20 protein-coding genes and 1 riboswitch are annotated in these 20,108 nt (G+C 62.9%); of the genes, 8 read left to right on the plus strand and 12 right to left on the minus strand.

What is annotated here, in order from left to right; genetic code table 11:
• The first annotated feature begins 55 nt into the window (after positions 1-55).
• Positions 56-850: an HpcH/HpaI aldolase family protein gene (locus ACQ7C1_RS15325; protein ID WP_430958881.1), complete on the plus strand. Its 795-nt coding sequence runs from the start codon at positions 56-58 to the stop codon at positions 848-850.
• A gap of 7 nt (positions 851-857) precedes the next feature.
• Here the strand turns inward: ACQ7C1_RS15325 and ACQ7C1_RS15330 are convergent, their stop codons facing one another.
• The 12 genes from ACQ7C1_RS15330 to ACQ7C1_RS15385 all read right to left on the minus strand — a co-directional run bounded on the left by ACQ7C1_RS15330 (position 858) and on the right by ACQ7C1_RS15385 (position 11,747).
• A complete protein-coding gene (locus tag ACQ7C1_RS15330) occupies positions 858-1,535 on the minus strand; it encodes a spermidine synthase (protein WP_430958882.1) in 678 nt (225 codons plus the stop codon).
• Positions 1,536-1,605: 70 nt separating this feature from the next.
• A complete protein-coding gene (locus ACQ7C1_RS15335) occupies positions 1,606-2,505 on the minus strand; it encodes an ABC transporter ATP-binding protein (RefSeq protein WP_430958883.1) in 900 nt (299 codons plus the stop codon).
• Complete coding sequence (locus ACQ7C1_RS15340; RefSeq protein ID WP_097600770.1) at positions 2,502-3,305, minus strand: ABC transporter ATP-binding protein; 804 nt, start codon at positions 3,303-3,305, stop codon at positions 2,502-2,504. Before ACQ7C1_RS15340 ends, ACQ7C1_RS15335 begins: the two co-directional genes overlap by 4 nt.
• Positions 3,302-4,180, minus strand: coding sequence for an ABC transporter permease (locus tag ACQ7C1_RS15345; protein ID WP_430958884.1), 879 nt, complete (start codon positions 4,178-4,180; stop codon positions 3,302-3,304). Before ACQ7C1_RS15345 ends, ACQ7C1_RS15340 begins: the two co-directional genes overlap by 4 nt.
• A gap of 1 nt (position 4,181) precedes the next feature.
• Positions 4,182-5,159 (minus strand): ABC transporter permease, encoded by a 978-nt coding sequence (locus ACQ7C1_RS15350; protein WP_097600768.1) that lies wholly within the window; start codon positions 5,157-5,159, stop codon positions 4,182-4,184.
• A 57-nt stretch (positions 5,160-5,216) separates the two neighbouring features.
• A complete protein-coding gene (locus ACQ7C1_RS15355) occupies positions 5,217-6,863 on the minus strand; it encodes an ABC transporter substrate-binding protein (RefSeq protein WP_430958885.1) in 1,647 nt (548 codons plus the stop codon).
• Between the two features lie 42 nt (positions 6,864-6,905).
• A complete protein-coding gene (locus ACQ7C1_RS15360; protein ID WP_430958886.1) occupies positions 6,906-7,928 on the minus strand; it encodes a glycoside hydrolase family 3 N-terminal domain-containing protein in 1,023 nt (340 codons plus the stop codon).
• Between the two features lie 24 nt (positions 7,929-7,952).
• Complete coding sequence (locus ACQ7C1_RS15365) at positions 7,953-8,432, minus strand: GNAT family N-acetyltransferase (RefSeq protein WP_430958887.1); 480 nt, start codon at positions 8,430-8,432, stop codon at positions 7,953-7,955.
• A 213-nt stretch (positions 8,433-8,645) separates the two neighbouring features.
• The gene (thiD, locus tag ACQ7C1_RS15370) at positions 8,646-9,455 is read right to left on the minus strand and encodes a bifunctional hydroxymethylpyrimidine kinase/phosphomethylpyrimidine kinase (RefSeq protein ID WP_430958888.1); all 810 of its coding nucleotides are present in this window, start codon (positions 9,453-9,455) and stop codon (positions 8,646-8,648) included.
• Entirely contained in the window at positions 9,452-10,087 is a 636-nt protein-coding gene (thiE, locus tag ACQ7C1_RS15375) for a thiamine phosphate synthase (protein ID WP_097600762.1), read from the minus strand. Before thiE ends, thiD begins: the two co-directional genes overlap by 4 nt.
• Complete coding sequence (thiM, locus tag ACQ7C1_RS15380) at positions 10,084-10,887, minus strand: hydroxyethylthiazole kinase (protein ID WP_430958889.1); 804 nt, start codon at positions 10,885-10,887, stop codon at positions 10,084-10,086. Before thiM ends, thiE begins: the two co-directional genes overlap by 4 nt.
• 45 nt (positions 10,888-10,932) lie before the next feature.
• Positions 10,933-11,029: riboswitch (TPP riboswitch) on the minus strand.
• 133 nt (positions 11,030-11,162) lie between these two features.
• On the minus strand, positions 11,163-11,747 hold the full coding sequence (locus ACQ7C1_RS15385; protein WP_430958890.1) for a DUF1349 domain-containing protein: 585 nt from the start codon (positions 11,745-11,747) through the stop codon (positions 11,163-11,165).
• Between the two features lie 223 nt (positions 11,748-11,970).
• Between ACQ7C1_RS15385 and ACQ7C1_RS15390 the strand changes: the two genes are divergently transcribed.
• The 7 genes from ACQ7C1_RS15390 to ACQ7C1_RS15420 all read left to right on the plus strand — a co-directional run bounded on the left by ACQ7C1_RS15390 (position 11,971) and on the right by ACQ7C1_RS15420 (position 20,049).
• On the plus strand, positions 11,971-13,497 hold the full coding sequence (locus tag ACQ7C1_RS15390; protein WP_430958891.1) for an ABC transporter substrate-binding protein: 1,527 nt from the start codon (positions 11,971-11,973) through the stop codon (positions 13,495-13,497).
• An 83-nt stretch (positions 13,498-13,580) separates the two neighbouring features.
• Complete coding sequence (locus ACQ7C1_RS15395; protein WP_430958892.1) at positions 13,581-14,522, plus strand: ABC transporter permease; 942 nt, start codon at positions 13,581-13,583, stop codon at positions 14,520-14,522.
• Positions 14,522-15,391, plus strand: a complete 870-nt coding sequence (locus ACQ7C1_RS15400; RefSeq protein WP_430958893.1) for an ABC transporter permease — start codon at positions 14,522-14,524, stop codon at positions 15,389-15,391. Before ACQ7C1_RS15395 ends, ACQ7C1_RS15400 begins: the two co-directional genes overlap by 1 nt.
• A gap of 47 nt (positions 15,392-15,438) precedes the next feature.
• Positions 15,439-15,951, plus strand: a complete 513-nt coding sequence (locus ACQ7C1_RS15405) for a RidA family protein (protein ID WP_430958894.1) — start codon at positions 15,439-15,441, stop codon at positions 15,949-15,951.
• Between the two features lie 133 nt (positions 15,952-16,084).
• Positions 16,085-17,281, plus strand: a complete 1,197-nt coding sequence (locus ACQ7C1_RS15410; RefSeq protein ID WP_430958895.1) for an aminotransferase class V-fold PLP-dependent enzyme — start codon at positions 16,085-16,087, stop codon at positions 17,279-17,281.
• Positions 17,282-17,315: 34 nt separating this feature from the next.
• Positions 17,316-19,172 carry an ABC transporter ATP-binding protein gene (locus tag ACQ7C1_RS15415; protein WP_430958896.1) on the plus strand — a complete coding sequence of 619 codons (1,857 nt, stop codon included), beginning with the start codon at positions 17,316-17,318 and terminating at the stop codon, positions 19,170-19,172.
• Positions 19,173-19,227: 55 nt separating this feature from the next.
• A complete protein-coding gene (locus tag ACQ7C1_RS15420) occupies positions 19,228-20,049 on the plus strand; it encodes a bifunctional allantoicase/(S)-ureidoglycine aminohydrolase (protein WP_430958897.1) in 822 nt (273 codons plus the stop codon).
• Positions 20,050-20,108: the final 59 nt, after the last annotated feature.

Below are 20,108 nucleotides of genomic sequence, written 5' to 3' on the forward strand. Positions count from 1 at the left end.
TGCCGTCTGGCGGCAAATCCGGCCGCTGACGGCCTGTCGAAATGAGGAGAATGGCATGAGCGCAGCTGAAATCGACGGTTTTGCCGACCGTATCAGAAAGCACCAGGGCGGCATGATCTCCGCCTGGGTCGGCATCCCCGATGCCATGCTCGTCAACCATTTGGCGCAAGAGGCTTTCGATGCCGTCGTGCTCGATATGCAGCACGGGATGTGGGACATGCCGTCGGCGGCAAACGCCGTCGCTCAGGTTCGTCTCGCCGGAAAGCCGGCCATCGCCCGCATACCCGTCGGCGATTTCGCTTCCGCCTCGCGCCTGCTCGATGCCGGCGCCTCCGGCATCATCGCGCCGATGATCAATTCGGCGGAGGACGCGCGAGCGCTGGTCAGGACCACGAAATATCCGCCCCTCGGCGAGCGAAGCTGGGGGCCGTCATTGGCGCTGAACCATACCGGCCTGTCGGCCGATGCCTATCTCAGGAGCGCCAACGAGCTCACGGTCGCCATCGCCATGGTCGAAACCCGCGCCGCGCTCGACGCGATCGACGGCATTCTTGGCGTGACCGGCATCGACGGCATCTTCGTCGGCCCCGCCGACCTTTCGATTGCGCTGTCGAACGGCGATCAGGTGGCGCCGAACGCCGCCGAGATCGACAGCGCTATGCAGCACGCCGTTTCCCGCTGCCGCGCCCACGGGAAATTCGCCTGCGCCTATGCCGGCGATGGCGAGCGGGCCGGGGAACTGCTGAAGTACGGATTCGATCTGGTCATCGCCGGTGCGGAGACTGTGCAACTGCGCGCCGGCGCTCGCCGAGCGATCAACGCTGCGCGCAGAATCGCTTCCGGCGGCTGAGCTCGTCTCAGCGAGCCGGTTTGGCCGCCAGCCAGATCACGTGGCGGGCGCCGCGCTTGCGGTTGGCGCGGGTATTGACCACGTCGACGGATAAGCCGCTGTCCTTGAGACGGCGGGTGAAATCGGGATCAGGGCCGGACGACCAGACGGCGAGCACGCCGCCGGGGCGAAGCGCGTCGCGGGTGGCGCGAAGGCCGGCGAAATCGTAGAGCCGATCATTGGATTTGCGGGTCAACCCGTCCGGGCCGTTGTCGACATCGAGCAGGATCGCATCATAGGCAGCCTTGCCTGCATGGATCGCCTCGCCGACATCGCCCTGGTGAACGTGGACGCGCGGGTCGTCTAGACAGCCCTTGAAGACTTCGGCCATTGGTCCGCGCGCCCAGGCGACGACAGCGGGCACCAGTTCCGCGACGATGACGCCGGCATCCTGGGGAAGGACGGCAAGGGCGGCGCGCAGGGTAAAGCCCATGCCAAGCCCGCCGATCAGGATTTTCGGCTTTGGATGCGCCTTGATCCGCTCCCAGGAAAGGGTCGCCAGCGCTTCTTCCGAGCCGCTGAGGCGGCTGTTCATCAGCTCGTTGGCGCCGAGCATGATCGAGAATTCGCTGCCGCGCCGCTTCAGCCTGAGTTCGCCGTCTTCGCCGGGAATGGTCGCGGAATCGAGCTGGATCCAGGGCAGCATGACGTCTTCGCCTCACTTAAAAGGGACCGTCCCCTAGCACAGGGCGAAGAGCGAGGCCAGCAAGCGGGCCTCAGACCATCCGTATGAAATGATCGGGTTCCACTTCGACGATAGCAGTCTGCGGTGCGGCGGAACGGCGGCGGACATCGTCGATCTCGTCGGGCCTCAGGCGTGCCTTTGGATCGTCGAAGCGGACATCGGGATCGGGCACGGCCGAGAGCAGCAGCCTTGTATAGGGATGCAATGGATTGTCGATCACCCGAGCGGTGCTGCCCCATTCGACGATCTGGCCGGCATACATCACCGCGATGTCCTCGGCGACATAGCGGGCGGTGGCGATGTCATGGGTGATGTAGAGCAGGCCGAGATTCATATCCTGCTTCATTTCGTTCAACAGATTGAGCACCCCCAGGCGCACCGAGACGTCGAGCATCGAGGTCGGTTCGTCCGCAACGATCACCTCCGGCTTGACGGCAAGGGCGCGGGCGATATTGACGCGCTGGCGCTGACCGCCGGAGAGTTCGTGCGGATATTTCGGCGCGACGAGATCGGGATCGAGCCTGACCCGCTGTAGCAGTCTGCGGACCGTGATGTCGATCTCAGCTCCGTTGATCTCCGGCCGGTGCAGCTTCAAGGGCCGCCTCAGATGATGGGCGATGGTATGCGCCGGGTTGAGCGAAGCGAAAGGGTCCTGGAAGATCATCTGTACCGAGCGGCGATAGCGAGCGATCTCATTTGCTCTCGCCCCTTCCACCGGGCGGCCTTTAAAGAGGATCTGCCCCGATGTCGGCTGATATTCGCGCATCGCCATCCGCGCGCAGGTGGTCTTGCCGCTGCCGGATTCGCCGACGAGCGCCAGCGCCCGGCCGGCATGCAGCGAAATGGAGATCGAGCGGGCGGCATGAACGGCGGATGCGCCGTGGCCGAAGGTCTTCGTCACCTTGTCGAGGGCAAGGATGGCATCGCTCACAGCAGCACGCCTCCATGAAGCGAGGGAAAGGAGGCCCACAGCTTCTTCGTGTAGGCGTGTTTCGGCGTCCTGTAGATCGCCTCGGCGCCGTTCTGCTCGACAAGCTTGCCCGCAAGCATGATGCCGATACGGTCGCAGAACTGCACCATCAGCCCGAGATCATGGGTGATGAACAGCACGGAGAAGCCAAAGCTGCGGCGTAGCTCGTTGATGCGCTGCAGGATTTCGCGTTGAACGACGACGTCGAGCGCCGTTGTCGGCTCGTCCATGACGACCAGCTTCGGATCGAGCGCCATGCAGATGGCGATGACGATGCGCTGGCGCATGCCGCCGGAAAACTGGTGCGGATAGTCGCACATGCGGTCCGGCGCGATGTCGACGAGCTTGAGCATCTCGGCAGTGCGTTCGCGCGCTTGCGCACGGCTCATATTCTTGTGGGTGCGCAGCACATCGTAGAACTGCCTCTCGATGCGCAGCACAGGGTTCAACGAGTTCATCGCGCTCTGGAAAACCATGGCGACCTCGCGCCAACGGAACGCGCTGAGCGCCTGCTGGTCGAGGCCGAGCACGTCGCGGCCGTCGAGCAGGATCCGGCTTTCCCTGCGGATCAATGCCGGCGGCTTGTGCAGCCGGCTGATGGCAAAGGCGATGGTGCTCTTGCCGCAGCCGGATTCGCCGGCAAGGCCGAAGACTTCGCCCGGTGCGACATCGAAGCTGACATCGTCGACGGCGCGGAAATCCTTCTCCTCGCCGATGTAGTCGATGGTTAGGTTCCTCACCGAAAGCAGCGGCTGGGTCACAGGCGGCCCTCCCCGGAACGGACGAGCAGGGACCAGCGCTTCAGTTGATTGCCGGTGCGGAGACGCGGATTGGCGATCTCGTCGACGGCGAAGTTCAGCAGCGACATGCCGATGCCGAGGAAAGCAAGCGCGAAGCAGGGGGTAAGGATATCCCACCAGGCGCCTACCGAAAGGGCGGAGGCCTTCTGGGCATTGTAGAGCATCGTTCCCCAGGAGATCGCTTCGGGATCGCCGAGGCCCAAGAATTCCAGCGTCGCCTCGGTGATGATGGCGAAGATGACGCTGCCGATGAAATTGATGCCGACGATCGAGATCACGTTGGGGAAGATCTCGAATGTCATGATGCGCCATTGCGGCTCGCCCATCATCTCGGCCGATTTGACGAAATCCTTGTGTTTGACGGAGAGCGTTTCGGCGCGAGTGACGCGTGCGCCCCAGGCCCAGGAGGTGGCGCCGAGGATGAGGGCGATGACGATGGGGCTTGCCTGGCCGATGAAGGCGGCAAGCACCAAGAGCAGCGGCAGGTTGGGAACGACCAGCACCATGTTGGTGAAGAAGCTGATGACCTCGTCGGTCTTGCCGCCGCGATAGCCTGATATGATGCCGAGCGCGGTGCCGACGAAGGTGATCAGCAGGCCGGCGCCGAAGCCGACGGCAAGCGAGGTGCGGGCGCCGTAGAGCAGGCGGGCGAAGACATCCTGGCCGATGCGGGTCGTGCCGAGGATATGGTCGAGCGACGGCGGCTGGTGCGGCCTGCCGGTGCGGGCGGCGGGATCGTACTGCGTCAGCAGCGGCGCTGCGATCGCGACGGCGATGATGAAAGCGATGATGGCGAGGCCGGTGAGCGCCTTGCGGTTCCGAAGCAGGGTCTTCATCTCATGCGCCCTTCAGCCGCGGGTCGAGCAGGATATAGCTGACGTCGACGATGAAATTGGCGATCAGCATGGTCGCGGTCATGATGAGGAGTTGGCCCTGGATGACGGGATAATCGCGGGCGAGGATCGCCTGATAGAGAATGTTGCCGAGGCCGGGATAGTTGTAGACGACTTCGGTCACCAGCGAACCGCCGAGGATGGTGCCGATGGCGATGGCAAGGCTGGAGACGGTCGGCAGCAGGGCGTTGCGGGCCGCATACCAGAGCATCACATGCCTGTCGGAAAGGCCCTTGGCGCGGGCCATGACGATATAATCCTCGCCGAGCAGGTTGATCATGTTGTTGCGCATGGTGACGGTGAAGCCGCCGATCAGCACGGTGCAGAGCGTCACCATCGGCAGAATGCCGTGATAGGCGACGCTGCCGATATAGTGCAGGCTGAAGGCCGGATCGAGTGAGGGATCGGCGGCATAACCGTTCGGGAACCAGCCGAGCGTGAAACCGAAGATGAAAAGCACGATCAGCGAGGTAACGACGGCTGGGACCGAGGTCGCGAAGATCGCGCCGACGGAAACGACGACATCGAACCTGCTGCCGCGCCGCCAGGCGGCGACGATACCGAACAAGGTGCCGAGCGCGAAGCTGACGATCGTCGCCGTTCCCATGAGGCCGACGGTCCAGACGAGCGCATGGCCGAGCACCGAGGTGACGGGCAGCGGGAAATATTTGATCGAGCGGCCGAGATCGCCGGTGAAGATGCTGCCGAGATAGGTGAGATATTGTTGCCAGAGCGGGCCGTCGACGAAACCGAAGGTCAGCTTCAGCGCCTGCAGGCTTTCCGGCGGCAGTTCGGTGCCGGCACTCGAAAACATGATCTGCACCGGATCGCCCGGCATCAGGCGCGGCAGGAAGAAGTTGATCGTCGCTGCGGCGATGAAGGCTGCCATGTAGAAGACGAGGCGGCGAAGCAGAAAAGCCATGAGAACTCCGTCGTGACGGAAGCGGCGTTCATACGCCGCTTCCGGAGATCGTGATGCTTACTTCACGGGTTCCAGGGCAAGCAGGTTCAGCAGGCGTGCCGGATTGGTGCGCGAGATCGACGGATTGACGAAGGGATTTTCCTTGGTCGACCAGCCGGTGAAGCGCTTGGTGTTGTACTGGTACCAGTTCGGATTGTTGAACACCGGAATCATCGGCATGTTTTCGGCGACGATGCGTTGCGCCTTGTTCATCACCTCTTTCTGCTTGGCAAGATCGGCGGTCTGGGTGAATTCGGTGACGAGTTTTTCGACATCGGGGTTAAACCAGCGCTGCGCGGTGAAGCGGGTCTTTCCCTTGTCGGAAGCACTGAAGGCGCGCTTGTAGGGATAATAAGGCGAGGCCGAAGCCGGCAGGCTGTTGATCGCCGCATCGAACTTGCCGGCGATGAGGTTGCCGGTCCAGACGGCTTCTTCAGGCGTTTCGATCTTGGCGTCGATGCCGACCGCCTGCATGCCTTCGACGGCGATGTTGACCGTGTCGACCCAGTCCGTCCAGGAGTTCGGGACGATGATCGAGAAGGAGATCTTGCTGCCGTCGGGATTATCACGGAAGCCGTCGCCGTCCTTGTCCTTGTAGCCGGCCTCGTCGAGCAGGGCCTTGGCGGCGTCGGCGTCATAGGTCGCGAACTTGCCGAAGTCGGCCTTGACGGACGGATCCGCCCAGCTCCTGTAGAGCTCGCCCATCAGGCCGGGGTCTTCGTTCAGCGTCGGATAGCCGTAGCCGGCGACGTCGATCATCGTTTTGCGATCGAGCGCCATACCGATGGCGCGGCGGAATTTCACATCGTTGAAGGCCTTTCTATTGTTCTCGTTCGCCGTTTCCAGATTGAACAGGAAGGCGACCATGCTGCTCGGTGAATACCAGTAATGGAAATGCGCCGGGTCCTTCGCGACATAGACGTTGTCGATATCGGGAATGAAGGAGACGCCCCAGTCGAGCGTGCCGTCGGCGGTCGCCGTCAGGATCTGGTTGTTGTCGGCAAGCTGCGGGAAGCGAATGCAGTCGACCTTCAGATGCGCATTGTCCCAGTAATTCGGGTTGCGGCACTGGTCGTAGGTCTGGCCGGTGAAGCGCGGCACCTCGGTCAACGGCCCGCTGCCCACCGGGTTCTCGTTGGCGAAGGTGACAGGATCGGCGACATCCTTCCAGACATGTTCGGGAACGATCGGCAGCTGCGAGATCTGCTCGGCAGCAAGCGAGCTCGGATTGGCAAGCGCGAAGCGCACCGTCTGGCCGTCGACGGCCTGCACGTCGGTGACGAAGGTCCAGATGCTGACGAAGTCGAGCGCCGGGAACTTTTTCAGATAATCATAGGTGAACTTGACGTCGGCTGCCGTCAGCGGTTTGCCATCAGACCATTTCAGGTTCGGGCGCAGCTTGAAGTCGATGCTCTTCAGGTCGTCGGAGAGCTTGAAACTTTCGGCCAGGCGATAGACCGGCTTGTTGCTGTCGAAGCGATTGAAAATAACCAGCGGCTCATAGACGAAATCGAGCGTCGATTGGCGCGCCGAGGTCTGGTTGAACGGGTTGAAGTTGCGAACCCAGGTCGTGGCCGGTTCGATATTCGCCGTCAGGATCGTCTGCGCCATGGCGGATCCCGAAAGCAGCGTCAGTGCGGCGGCTGCAAATAGATATTTTTTCATGTTCCATTCCCCTTTTCTTATGCGTGAAAAATGATCTGCCGGTCAGGCGGCCGGCACGCTGGCAAACATGTCTTCCACCTCGGCATGGGCGGCGCGGACGTCGATCTTGAGATTGCCGAGGCGAGCCTTGCCGGCGGCGATACGCTTCAGAGCGGCATCCGTGAGCGGGCGGGCGGCCTTGGCGGCGGCTTCGCTTTCCCTGACGTCCCCGTGGCTGTGGAGGGCGATATCGAAACCCGCATCGAGGACTTGGGCGACGCGTTCCGGCAAGGTGCCCGTGAGCGACTGCATGAAGATGCAGTCGGAGATCAGCACGCCCTCGTAACCCATCTCTTTGCGGATCACGTCGTGCATGACAGGAGAGACGGATGCCGGCAATTCGGCATCGTAGGTCGAGTAGACGACATGGGCGACCATGGCCCAGGGCGTATCCTTCAGTGCGACGAAAGGCTTGAAATCGGTGGCGGTGAGCGTCTCACGGCTGGCATCGACGACCGGACGCTCCTTGTGGGAGTCGAGCGTGGCGCGGCCGTGGCCGGGAATATGCTTCATGACCGGCATGTTGCCGGTCTCTAGCAGCCCGTCGACCACCTCACGGCCGAGGGCAGCGATGAAGTCGGGATCGGGGCCGAAGGAGCGGGCGCCGATGACCGCACTCGTCGTCTCGAAGACGAGGTCGAGAACGGGCGAGCAGCCGCTGGAAAGGCCGAGTTCCGTCATCATCGCGCCCATGGCCCGGGAGGAAAGGCGCAGTGCTTTTTTGCCGAGATCGAAATCGCGGCGGGCCAGTTCGGCGAACTGGCCGAAGCTGCGGAAGAGCGGCCAGGGACCGGCGTCGAGATGCTGGACGCGGCCGCCTTCCTGGTCGGTGAAGACGGGCGCATCCTCTCGTCCGACGGCTTCGCGGAAGCGTTCGATCAGCCGCTTTGTCTGCTCCGGCTCGCGCTGATTGCGCCGGCCGACGAACAGGCCGAGCGGATTGGTCTCGCGAAACAGGGCGAATTCGTCATCCGAAATCGCGGGGTTCGGGAGACCGACAAAAAGGGCGAGCGGGGTCGAGGACACTTCTGGAACTCCGGTATCAACTGGTCATTTCGGCGCGCTTCGCAGCATGCCTTCGTAAATGCCCTTGTCGGGGGCAGGGATGGCGATCGCACCCGCGGTGCTGGCGTAGAAATCGACCGGCCCGGCATCGCCGATGAAGGCATAGGCATGGCCGAGCGTCTTCATCGTCTGAAGGCAGGCGGAAAACAGCGCGAGGCCGATGCCCTTGCCGCGTGCCTCGGGATCGACGCCGGTCGGACCGAAGAAGCCGCGGGCCGTCGTGTCATAGCAGGCAAAGCCGAGCAGCTTGCCGCCGTCGACGGCAATCTGGCAGGCGACGGGTTGGCGGGAAAAGGCAACCGAAACTTCACTCGCCCAATTCTCGCTGAATTGTTCGCGAACCCAGCTGACCACGAGGTGCAGTTCCGGAGGAAGAGCCGGACGGATGGAGATGCCACGATGATCGGCCCGCTCTTTCAGGTCGGCGAGCCTGTTGGAATATAAGCTCACAAGCAGGTCTGGCACCTGTCTCTCCTCCAGATATTCCTTTATAGCGGAATATATATCCGTTTAATGTCATAGACTTGGCTATCTAACTGGGCTTGTCAACAGGGATTTTCAAATGGAGCGGTGCGCCCGGCTTCGGACCAGCGCCAGCTGGCGCGAATGAAAACGGCCCGGGGAGGCCGGGCCGTTTTTCTCTCATAATCCTAAGCCTGCGCCTTTCGGCGGGATCGGTTATTCGCCGTGCTTCCAAAGCGCATGAAAATGCTGCACCGGGCCATGTCCGGAGCCGACAGTGAGACTGCCGGCGGCGGCGACTGCATCGGCAAGGTAATCCTTCGCAATGGCGACGGCTTGCTCGGCCGATGCGCCCTTGGCAAGCTCGGCGGCCAGTGCGCTGGAGAGCGTGCAGCCAGTGCCGTGTGTATTTTTCGTCGGCACTCGCCTGGCCTCGAACCAGTGCAGGCCGTCGGCCGTGGCAAGCACGTCTGGGCTCTCGTCGCTGCCGAGATGGCCACCCTTGACCAATACGGCGGCGGGGCCAAGCGCGCGCAGCCGCTCGGCCTGCGCCGCCATCTCATCGCGATTGGTCGCGACCGGCTGGTGCAACAGGGCCGCGGCCTCGGGCAGGTTCGGGGTAAGGAGGGTTGCGAGCGGCAGCAGCCGCCGGGTCAGCACGTCGACCGCTTCGGGCGCGAGCAGGGCAGCACCACCCTTGGCGATCATCACCGGGTCGAGAACTATGGGGATTCCCGGTCGACCGGCAAGGGCTGCGGCGACAGCTTCGGCTATGCCGGCATTGGCGATCATGCCGATCTTGACGGCGTCGACGCGCACATCGGCGAAGACGGCATCGATCTGGTCGGCGACGAATTGCGGCGGCACCAGATGCACGCCGGTCACCCCTTGCGTGTTCTGTGCCGTTAACGCTGTGAGCACTGCCATGCCGTAAACGCCACGGGCGCCAAACGCCTTGAGATCGGCCTGGATGCCGGCGCCGCCGGAGGGATCCGAGCCGGCGATGGAGAGGACGTTGCGGATCATGGGCGGACCTTTCGGATTTCTGCGGCGATGCGGCGGGCGGCGGCCTCGGGGTCCGGCGTGCCCGCAATGGCGGAGACGACGGCAAGCCCTTCGGCTCCGGCTGCAAACACTTCGGCCACATGCTCCGCCTTGAGGCCGCCGATGGCGACGGACGGCACCGGCGATGCCTTCACCAGCCTGGCAAGACCATCAAAGCCGACCGGCTGCTTGTGGTCGGCCTTGGTCGGCGTCGCAAAGACAGGTCCGACGCCGGCATAATCGACAATATCAGGGTCGACGGCGGCAGCGAGCCGGGCTGTTTCCACCGAGAGACCAAGGATCATCTCGGGTCCGATCATGTCTCGTGCCCTGCGCGCATTCATATCCTCCTGGCCGACATGCAGGCCATCGGCGCCGATCGCGACCGCAGCCTCGACATCGTCATTAACGATGAGGAGGGCGCCGGTTCCAACGAGCGCCTCTCTCAAGGCGCGGCCGGTCTCGATCATGCTGGCCGTGCCGGCATGTTTGTCGCGCAACTGCACCATCGTCGCGCCGCCGGCAACGGCAAGCCGCGCCGTCTCGATCATGCCGATTCCGGCGCAGAGATCGGGATCGAGAACGAGATAGAGCGAAAGGTCGAAGCGCTTCATGCGACCGATACCCTTGCCCTGGCATCGAGCGTTTCGGCGTCGATCGCAGCCAGCGCATCGAGGAAGCGCCAGGAAAAGGAGCCCGGGCCGGCGGCGCCGAGCGCTGCATCTTCGCCGGCGACGGCGAAGGTCGCAAGCGCGGCGACAGTCGCGCCGAAGAGATCTTCGGGCGCGGTCGCGGCAAAGGCGCCGACGAGGCAGGTGAGCGAGCAGCCGAGCGCGGTGACCTGCGGCATCAGGGCCGATCCGCCCGCAATACGGACTGCCCTTGCGCCATCGGTGACGAAATCGACAGCACCGGTGACGGCGACGATGGTCCGCTGCCTCTCCGCCAGCCGCCGTGCCGAATCCTCCGCCTGTTCGACTGGATCGCGGCTGTCGACGCCCTGACCACGGCTCTCGCCGCCGGCAAGCGCGATGATCTCGGAGGCGTTGCCGCGGATAATCGTCGGGCGAAGCTCCAGAAGGTCGGCCACCGCGGCGCGACGGAAGCCCGTGGCGTAATGGGCCACCGGATCGAGCACCCAGGGTTTGCCGGCCGCATTGGCGGCCTTGGCAGCCCCCTGCATGCCTTCGAGCCATTGCGTCGAGAGCGTGCCGATGTTGATGGTCAAAGCATTGGCGATGCCGGCGAATTCGCCGGCTTCTTCAGCGGCATGCACCATGGCGGGCGAAGCGCCCGCGGCCAGCAGGACGTTGGCCGCGATATTCATCGCGACATAATTGGTGATGCACTGAACGAGCGGCGGCTTTTCGCGCATCGCCTTCAGCATGGCTCCCGACGTGATCTTGCTCTGCATGGTGCCCCTTTCAGGCGGGGGCGGGCGCGGGGCGCTGCTCTTACGGCGGTGCCCCGAGCGACTCCCTCCGCCGGCATTATCCGGTTCAGGTTCGAAGGGTTCTTCTCAGCCCGTCTGTCGACGAACGCCCCTGTCTCTCATCACGCTCTTTTTCGCAGAGAAGGGCGCGGCTGTCACTCCGAAAGTGAGTATTCCGGTATTTCGGAGCGGCTGCTCTTGGGCGTGGACATTGCTGGAGGCCTTCCCAGCGCAATCCTGAAGGCATCCAATTTTGCCTAACTCAAATCATGCAGCCCCGTCGTAATAGCCTGGCTGATTGAAAACTCCGAAAATCGAACCCCCAAACCACTCCGCTCCGGCGTACAGGCTGTCGGCCCGACCTCATAGCGATCGGCAGCCGGGAAGGGTGCTAGCCGCAGCAACGGCCAGCGGCTACCGTCGCGGGAGCCCTGGATGCGCACGGCGCCGTTTGCGACAGTCACACGGATGCGGAAATCCTCCAATTCCTTGAAGGGCTGCGACACCGACCAGTCTGACTTTCCGTCGGTGACGACGGTGCTGAGGAAGGCTTCGCCGTCGGTGAATTCGACGCCTGTTTTCACCCAGCGGCTCTCGTCGATGCGTACCATCAGGCCGGCCTGATCGTAGAGGGTGCGGAATTCGCCCTGGACGCGGATCTGTGCGGTGAAGCTGTCGCCGGTGGGAAAGGCGAGGAAGTGGCCGGTGTCGCGGGTGAAGCCGTAATAGGTCTCGCGCCAGAAATCGGTCTTTTCGCCTGTCGTCATCGTCAGGCCGGTTTCGTCGGCGTGCCAGCTGGCCGGCTCGTTCAGCCATTTCCCGTCATTGAAGTCGATGCTCATTCGCTTCTCCCTTCCTTTAATCTTGCCGCAGGGCAGTCGTCTCACTTGGCGTATCACGCAGGCCCCGTGCGGAGAACTAGCGCAGCTGAAGATGGTGCTTTCCGGAAACGCGCCATCCGCGGCTGCATAATCGACCGCTCATGCTTGACACGATAGCTTCAGCTTCTATTCTGTTACAAAAAGATGAATTACATAATTGTGGAACTAAATCGGGAGCTCTCATATGAAAACATTCGTCGCATTCCTTCTCGGCACCGCGCTCGTCGCCCTGCCTTCGACCCTGCTCGCTCAGGAAAAGGGCGGCGTCATCAATGTCGCGACGATCGGCGAGCCGCCGACGCTCGATCCGATGTCGTCCACGGCTGATCTCGTCGGCATCGTCACGCAGCATATTTTCGAGACGCTCTACACTTTCGACAAGAGCTGGAACGTCACGCCGCTTCTCGCTGAAAGCCTGCCCGAGATCAGCGCCGACGGCAAAACCTATACGATCAAGCTCAGGACTGGCGTCAAGTTCCACGACAATACCGATATGACGTCCGAGGATGTGGTCGCTTCGCTTACCCGCTGGATGAAGATCGCCTCGCGCGGCAAGCAGGTGGCCGGCTTTATCGACAAGATCGCGGCTACCGATCCTTCGATGGTTACGATCACGCTGAAGCAGCCCTATGCGCCGCTGACCTCGCTGCTCGCCTTCAACAATTCGGCGGCGATCATCATCCCGTCCGAAAAACAGGACGAGCCGATGAAGGAGTTCATCGGCACCGGACCCTATATGCTGAAGGAACGGAAAGCCGACCAGTATATCCAGCTTGTCCGCTTCGATGGGTACAAGCCGCGCAGCGGCGAGAGCGATGGTTATGGCGGCGCGCGTCATCAATATCTCGATGAAATCCGCTTCGTGCCGGTGCCGGACCCGAACACCCGCGTCGAGGCCGCCGTTTCCGGGCAGTACGACTATGTCGACTCGATCCCGGTCGAATCCTACGACAAGCTAAAGGCCTCGACCGCCGCGCAGCCGGTCATGCTGAAGCCCTTCGGTTATCCGGTTTTTGTCTTCAACACCAAGGAAGGTGTGGCTGCCAAGGTCGATGTGCGCAAGGCGATCCGCCAGGCGCTCAGCATGGAAGACATGCTGGCGGCCGCCTTCGGCAGCAAGGATTTCTATGCGCTCGATGGCGCCATCTATCCCAAGACCTTTGCCTGGTCGACCGATGCCGGCGTCGAGGGCGCCTATAATGTCGCCGATCCGGAAGGGGCCGCGGCCGCCGCCAAGAAGGCCGGCTACAATGGCGAGCCGATCCGCATCCTGACCAGCCGTCAATACGAGTTCCATTACAAGATGGCGCAGGTCGCCGCCGAATATCTGAAGCTTGCCGGCTTCACCGTCGATATGCAGGTGGTGGACTGGGCGACGCTGACGCAGCGCCGCACCGATCCGAAGCTCTGGGATATCTATATCACCCACAGCCCCTTCCTGCCGGAGCCGGCCCTCATCGGTTCGCTGTCGACGAGTTCGCCCGGCTGGTGGGACACGCCGGCCCGCAAGTCGGCCGTCGATGCCTTCACCTCCGAAGTCGATCCGAAGAAGCGCGTGGCGCTCTGGGCCGATGTCCAGAAGGCCGTCTATGCCGATGCACCCTTCATGAAGATCGGCGATTTCAACGCCGTCTCGGCAAAGTCGGTCAAGCTTGAAGGGGTGGATCCTGCTCCGTGGCCGTATTTCTGGAACGCTTCAATCAAGAAGTGAGCATCACCGCCGGTGCCGGTCCTTCGCGATCGGTACCGGTCATCTTTTCTGCCGCATCTGTAAGGACTTGAAGGCCGGCATTCATGATACGCTACATCCTCCAGCGCCTGTTCGGCATGATCGTCGTGATGTTCCTGGTCGTCACGATCGTCTTCGTCATCGTGCGCGTGACGCCGGGTGATCCGGCGGCCGTCATGCTCGGGCCGGATGCGACGCCGCAGGATATTGGCGACCTCAGAAGCCGGCTCGGCCTCGATCAGTCGCTCGGCCTGCAATATGTCTATTATATCGGCCAGCTACTGAAGGGCGATCTCGGCCAGTCGATCTTTCTGAACATGCCGGTCACATCGGCGCTCATCGACCGGGCCGAGCCGACCTTCTTCCTGACGCTGTTTTCGCTTGCCATCGCCAGCATCATCGCGCTGCCGATCGGCATCTATGCCGCCTATCGGCGCGGTTCCTTCATTGATCAGGCGGCAACGACGCTCGCCATGTTCGCCGCCAGCATTCCAAGCTTCTGGCTCGGTCTCATTCTCATGCAGTTCTTCGCCGTCCGGCTCAATCTCTTCCCGGTCTCCGGTTATGGCGGCCCGGGCTCGACCTTCATCGACCGGATGTATCATCTGACGCTGCCGGCCTTTGCGCTCGGCATCGTCTCTTCGGCGCTAATCCTGCGCTTCACCCGTGCCTCGATGCTCGATGTGCTCGGCGACGATTATATCCGCACGGCGCGCGCCAAGGGGCTGATCGAGCGCAAGGTCATCCTCAAGCACGCGCTGAAGAATGCGTTGATCCCGATCCTGACGGTGCTCGGCCTGACGGCGGCGGTGCTGATCTCGGGCGCTGTCGTCACCGAAACCGTTTTCGGACTGCCGGGTGTCGGAAATCTCGTCGTTTCGGCGGTGCTGCGCCGCGACTATCCCGTCATTCAAGGGGCGCTGCTCGTCATCGCCGCCCTCTACGTGCTGATCAATTTTGCGATCGACATGCTCTACCTGCTGGTCGATCCGAGGGTGCGGTACTGATGGCCGACGTCGCAATCAAACCCGTCGAAAGCGAAGGCAGCAAGTTCGTCCGCCGCCTGATGAAGCGCAGGACGGTGGCCTTCGGCCTGCTGATCCTGACGGTCTTCGTGCTGCTGGCGGTGTTAGCACCGGTGGTCGCGCCCTATTCGCCGTCGAAGCTTTCCATCGTCAACCGTCTGAAGCCGCCGAGCGGCACCTTCTTTTTCGGCACCGACGAGTTCGGCCGCGACGTCTTCTCGCGCACGATTTTCGCCGGCCGCCTGTCGCTGCTCGTCGGTGCGGCTGTTGTGGCCTTGTCGGCGGCCATCGGCGTGACGCTCGGCCTGCTTGCCGGCTTCTTTCAAAAGCTCGATACGCCGATCGCCCGGCTGATCGACGCGATGATGGCCTTTCCGGATATCCTGCTCGCCATCGCCCTCGTCGCCGCTCTCGGCCCGTCCTTGACGACGGTCATCATTGCGCTGTCGATCGTCTACTCGCCGCGCCTTGCCCGTATCGTCCGCGCCTCGACGCTTGTCATTCGCGAGCTGCCCTATGTCGAGGCGGCGAGGGCGCTCGGCATTTCGACTTTCCACATCATGACGCGACACGTGTTGCGCAATCTGCTGTCGCCGATCCTGGTACAGGCCACCTTCCTCTTTGCCAGCGCCATGCTTGCCGAAGCCGGCCTCTCCTTCCTCGGCCTCGGCGTCAGCCCCGAAGTGCCGACCTGGGGAACGATGATCGCTGCCGGCCGGCAATATATCGGGCAGGCCGACTGGGTGACGGTTTTCCCCGGCGTGGCGATCGTCCTCTCGGTGCTGTCGCTGCAGATGGTCGGCGACGGCCTGAGAGACATGCTCGATCCAAGACTTCGCAAGGACCTTTAATCCGCCGACAGAGGTCGCCCAATCCAAATCCGCCAATAGAAATTCGCATGACAGGAGTTCGCGTGAATCAGTTCCCCGCCGCCGCCGGCAAGGTCGAGAACTCGCCTTACCAACGGTTAGCCGCGCTTGGCATAACGCTGCCGCCGCCACCGCCGCCGATCGCCAATTTCGTGACGCATGTGCTAGAAGGCAACATGCTCTATCTCTCCGGCCAGGGCCCGCGCGAGGCCGATGGCTTCCTGCATGCCGGCAAGGTCGGCGGCGGAGTTGGTGTCGAGGAAGCTTACCGACATGCGCGGCTGACCGGCATCAACCTGCTTGCCGTCATGCATGAAGCGCTTGGCGATCTCTCCCGCGTCAGGCGGGTGGTCAAGCTGCTCGGCATGGTGAATGCCATGCCCGAGTTCGAGGATCATCCGAGCGTCATCAACGGCTGCTCGGATCTGTTGATCGCCGTATTCGGCGCGGCCGGCGAACATGCCCGCTCGGCGGTCGGCTTCGGCTCGCTGCCCGGCAATATCACCGTCGAGATCGAGGCCATCGTCGCCTTGCATGGCTGAACGTGTTTTCGTGTTTGGAGTGGTCTTCGGATGACTTATTTCTATTTTAACAGGCATCCTTCCCCCGGCTGCTCGACACTACCAGATGGCCGCGCCATGTTCTGCCCTTCCTCCCAGACTTTCGGAGATCTTCATGCCCGATGATATCAGACCTTCGCTCGGCCTTCGTCCCGTCATCAATGTGTCCGGCACGATGACCAGCCTCGGCGCCTCGATCGTCGTTCCGGAGGCGATCGAGGCGATGGCAGCGATCCTGCCGCACTTCGTCGAAATCAACGACTTGCAGCGCAAGGCAAGCAGCGTCATCGCCCGGCTGACCGGCGGGGAGGCCGGTTTCGTCACCGCCTCCTGCTCGGCCGGCATTTCGCTTGCCGTCGCCGGCGCAATCACCGGCGACAATCTGTTGGCGATCGAGAAACTCCCGGACGCCGTCCCGGAGAGGAACGAGGTGCTGGTGCAGATGGGCCATGTGGTCAGCTACGGCGCGCCGGTTGACCAGGCGATCCGGCTTGCCGGCGGCACGGTGGTGCTTGTGGGACAGGCGACCTCGACGCATCGTTTCCACATGGAAAGGGCGATCACCGACAAGACGGCTGCTGCCGTCTATGTCGTTTCCCACCATGTCGTCGATTATGGGCTGCTGAACCTCAAGGAATTCATCGAGATCGCCCATGCCAAGGGCGTCCCCGTCATCGTCGATGCGGCCTCGGAATATGACCTCAGGACCTTCCTGGAGCAGGGGGCCGATATCGCGCTCTATTCCGGCCACAAGTTTCTCGGCGGCCCGACCTCGGGCATCGTCGCCGGCAGCAAGGAATTGGTGCGGCACGCCTTCCTGCAGAATATGGGGATCGGCCGCGGCATGAAGGTCGGCAAGGAAAGTATCTTCGGGGTCATGGCGGCGCTGGAGGCGTGGGAAAGGCGCGATCATGCCGGCATCCGCGAGCGCGAGACCGGTTATCTCAATCTGTGGAAGAAGACGCTCGACGGCCGTCCCGGCGTCACCGCGTTGATCGAGCCCGACCCGACCAACAATCCGCTCGATCGGCTGCGGCTCATCGTCGATCCAGAAGAGGCGCATATCACCGCCTGGGATCTGGCCGATGCGCTCGCCAAGGGCAGTCCGCCGATCATCGTGCGCGATCATGAGGTGGAGCACCGCTATTTCTATCTCGACCCCTGCAACTTGCACCCGGGCCAGGAGGTCATCGTCGCAAACCGCCTCGCTGAGGAACTCGACAAGGCGCGCGCCTCCAACGAAGTCATCGCCACACCGATCGAAAACCGCAGCCGGCACCGCTTCGACGGGTTGCTGTGCTGGCCGGATTGATCGACCGTTCTCATCCGCCGCAAGAGGAGCCGATATGGCCAACGCCCAAGCCCAGCCGATCGAGACATTGAGCCCCGTTCTTTCCGTCGACCGGCTGACTACGTCCTTCCTGGTCGACGGCGCCTGGAAACCGGTCGTGCGCGACGTCTCCTTCACCGTCGCGCCCGGTGAAACTGTGGCGATCGTCGGCGAATCCGGCTCGGGCAAGAGCGTCACCTCGCTGTCGATCATGCGGCTGCTGCAGGCGGAGACGAGCCGCATCGAGGGCCGCGTCATGCTCAACGGCCGCGACCTGCTGGCCCTGCCGGAACATGCGATGCGGCAGGTGCGCGGCAATGAGGTGGCGATGATCTTCCAGGAGCCGATGACCTCGCTCAATCCGCTCTTCACCATCGGCGATCAGATCTCCGAAGCGCTGCTCTGCCATTCCGATATGAGTAAAGCCGATGCCAGGGCGGAGACGATCAGGCTGCTGGAAAAGGTCCGTATCCCCTCGGCCGCCTCGCGCTTCGACGAATATCCGCATCGTTTTTCCGGCGGCATGCGCCAGCGGGTGATGATCGCCATGGCGCTCGCCAGCCGGCCGAAGCTCCTGATCGCCGACGAGCCGACGACGGCGCTCGACGTGACGATCCAGGGCCAGATCCTCGACCTCATCAAGCTGCTGCAGGAAGAGGAGGGGACCTCCGTGCTCTTCATCACCCACGACATGGGCGTCGTCGCCGAGATCGCCGATCGGACGGTCGTGATGTATCGCGGCGAACAGGTCGAAAGCGGGCCTACCGCCGATATTTTTCACCGTGGCAAACACCCCTATACGCGGGCGCTGCTATCGGCCGTGCCGGTGCTCGGCTCGATGCGGGGCCGGCAGCGGCCGCTGCGCTTTCCCGTGGTCAACACGGCGACGGGGCAATCGGACGTTCCCGCCGAGGCTGCCGATACGGTCGCGGCGAAGCCCGTCCTGCAGGTGAAGAACCTCACCAAGCGCTTCGAGATCCATTCCGGCCTTTTCGGCCGGCTGACCAGCCGCGTGCATGCGGTCGAAAACGTCTCTTTCGATCTCAATGCCGGCGAGACGCTGTCGCTCGTCGGCGAGTCCGGCTGCGGCAAATCGACGACGGGGCGCGCCATCATGCGCCTGATCGAGCCGCAGGCCGGCTCGGTGCTCGTCGAGGGCAAGGAGGTGCTCGGGCTCGACAAGAAGGATCTGCGCGAGATGCGCAAATCCGTGCAGATGATCTTCCAGGATCCCTTCGCCAGCCTCAATCCGCGCATGACGGTGGGGGCTGCGATCGCCGAACCCTATCTCGAACACCGGATGGGCAATGCGAAACAGGCAAGGGAGGTCGTCGCCGACCTGCTGGTGAAGGTTGGCCTGTCCGCGGATATGGCGGCGCGCTACCCACATGAATTTTCCGGTGGCCAACGCCAGCGCATCTGCATCGCCCGCGCGCTTGCCTTGCAGCCGAAGGTGATCGTAGCGGACGAAAGCGTCTCGGCGCTCGACGTCTCGATCAAGGCGCAGGTCATCAACCTGATGCTGGATCTGCAGCAGAGCCTCAACCTCGCCTTTCTGTTCATCTCGCACGACATGGCGGTGGTCGAGCGCGTCAGCCACCGCGTGGCGGTGATGTATCTCGGCGAGATCGTCGAGATCGGCCCGCGCGCCGCCATCTTCGAAAACCCGCAGCACCCCTATACCAAGAAGCTTATCGCCGCCGTGCCGGTGCCAGATCCCGACCGCCGCCACGAGAAGCGGATGGTGGCGAACGACGAGATCAAGAGCCCAATGCGCCCGGTCGACTATGCCCCTCCGATAGCCTCCTATCGCGAGGTCGGGCCGGGCCATCTGGTCATGGTCGCTCGCTCGTCCGGGCTGGGAGTTGCCTAACGGATCATCGGCGCATAAAGCAGATGCGGAGACAAATGCTTGGAAAGCCGCACCGATGAACAAGACAGAGTATTTTTCGACGCTCGGCGGCCTGCCGCCGCAGACCCAACTGCTTTCCGGCAAGGCCGTTTTTACCACGGCTTACGCGGTCATCCCCCGCGGCGTCATGAGCGATATTGTCACGAGCCTCCTTCCGCATTGGACGGGAACGCGGGCGTGGGTTCTCTCACGGCCGCTTTCCGGTTTCTCCGAAACCTTCTCGCAATATGTGATGGAAGTTCAGCCGGGCGGCGGAAGCGACCGGCCGGAGCCCGACAAACGAGCCGAAGCGGTGCTCTTCGTCGTCGAAGGCGGCATGACGGTTGAGCTCGAAGGCGTCAGCCATGCGCTGCGCGCCGGTTCCTTCGCCTATCTTCCGGCCGGCTCGGCCTGGCGCCTGAAAAACAACGGTTCGGCTGCTGCCATCTTCCATTGGGTCCGCAAGGCGTTCCAGGAAGTCGAGGGGCTGGAGCCGCCGCCGGCAATTTTTACGCATGAGGATGACCATCCGATCCAGGCCATGCCCGACACCGACGGCCGCTGGGGCACGACCCGCTTCATCGATCCGGCCGATGTGCGCTACGACATGCATGTCAATATCGTGACGCTGGAGCCGGGTGCGGTGATCCCCTTCATGGAAACACACGTCATGGAGCACGGCCTCTATGTGCTGGAGGGCAAGGCGGTTTATCGCCTGAACCAGGATTGGGTCGAGGTCGAAGCCGGCGATTTCATGTGGCTGCGCGCCTTCTGCCCGCAGGCCTGCTACGCCGGCGGTCCCGGCCGCTTCCGCTACCTGCTCTACAAAGATGTCAATCGGCATATGAAGCTCTGGTAAGCGGCTTCGCATAGGCCGCACACGAGGCATGCTCGCACCTGTCCGGTTGCTTGACAGCT

It is taken from the genome of Rhizobium sp. Nf11,1 (assembly GCF_050587665.1).
GTDB lineage: Bacteria > Pseudomonadota > Alphaproteobacteria > Rhizobiales > Rhizobiaceae > Rhizobium.

Bases quoted from the DNA above. Each gene is read 5' to 3' on its own strand.
- ACQ7C1_RS15325 (WP_430958881.1), top strand. From the start codon at position 56: ATGAGCGCAGCTGAAATCGACGGTTTTGCCGACCGTATCAGAAAGCAC.
- ACQ7C1_RS15330 (WP_430958882.1), bottom strand. From the start codon at position 1,535: ATGCTGCCCTGGATCCAGCTCGATTCCGCGACCATTCCCGGCGAAGAC.
- ACQ7C1_RS15345 (WP_430958884.1), bottom strand. From the start codon at position 4,180: ATGAAGACCCTGCTTCGGAACCGCAAGGCGCTCACCGGCCTCGCCATC.
- ACQ7C1_RS15350 (WP_097600768.1), bottom strand. From the start codon at position 5,159: ATGGCTTTTCTGCTTCGCCGCCTCGTCTTCTACATGGCAGCCTTCATC.
- ACQ7C1_RS15355 (WP_430958885.1), bottom strand. From the start codon at position 6,863: ATGAAAAAATATCTATTTGCAGCCGCCGCACTGACGCTGCTTTCGGGA.
- thiD (WP_430958888.1), bottom strand. From the start codon at position 9,455: ATGATCCGCAACGTCCTCTCCATCGCCGGCTCGGATCCCTCCGGCGGC.
- thiE (WP_097600762.1), bottom strand. From the start codon at position 10,087: ATGAAGCGCTTCGACCTTTCGCTCTATCTCGTTCTCGATCCCGATCTC.
- thiM (WP_430958889.1), bottom strand. From the start codon at position 10,887: ATGCAGAGCAAGATCACGTCGGGAGCCATGCTGAAGGCGATGCGCGAA.
- ACQ7C1_RS15385 (WP_430958890.1), bottom strand. From the start codon at position 11,747: ATGAGCATCGACTTCAATGACGGGAAATGGCTGAACGAGCCGGCCAGC.
- ACQ7C1_RS15390 (WP_430958891.1), top strand. From the start codon at position 11,971: ATGAAAACATTCGTCGCATTCCTTCTCGGCACCGCGCTCGTCGCCCTG.
- ACQ7C1_RS15395 (WP_430958892.1), top strand. From the start codon at position 13,581: ATGATACGCTACATCCTCCAGCGCCTGTTCGGCATGATCGTCGTGATG.
- ACQ7C1_RS15400 (WP_430958893.1), top strand. From the start codon at position 14,522: ATGGCCGACGTCGCAATCAAACCCGTCGAAAGCGAAGGCAGCAAGTTC.
- ACQ7C1_RS15405 (WP_430958894.1), top strand. From the start codon at position 15,439: ATGACAGGAGTTCGCGTGAATCAGTTCCCCGCCGCCGCCGGCAAGGTC.
- ACQ7C1_RS15410 (WP_430958895.1), top strand. From the start codon at position 16,085: ATGCCCGATGATATCAGACCTTCGCTCGGCCTTCGTCCCGTCATCAAT.
- ACQ7C1_RS15415 (WP_430958896.1), top strand. From the start codon at position 17,316: ATGGCCAACGCCCAAGCCCAGCCGATCGAGACATTGAGCCCCGTTCTT.
- ACQ7C1_RS15420 (WP_430958897.1), top strand. From the start codon at position 19,228: ATGAACAAGACAGAGTATTTTTCGACGCTCGGCGGCCTGCCGCCGCAG.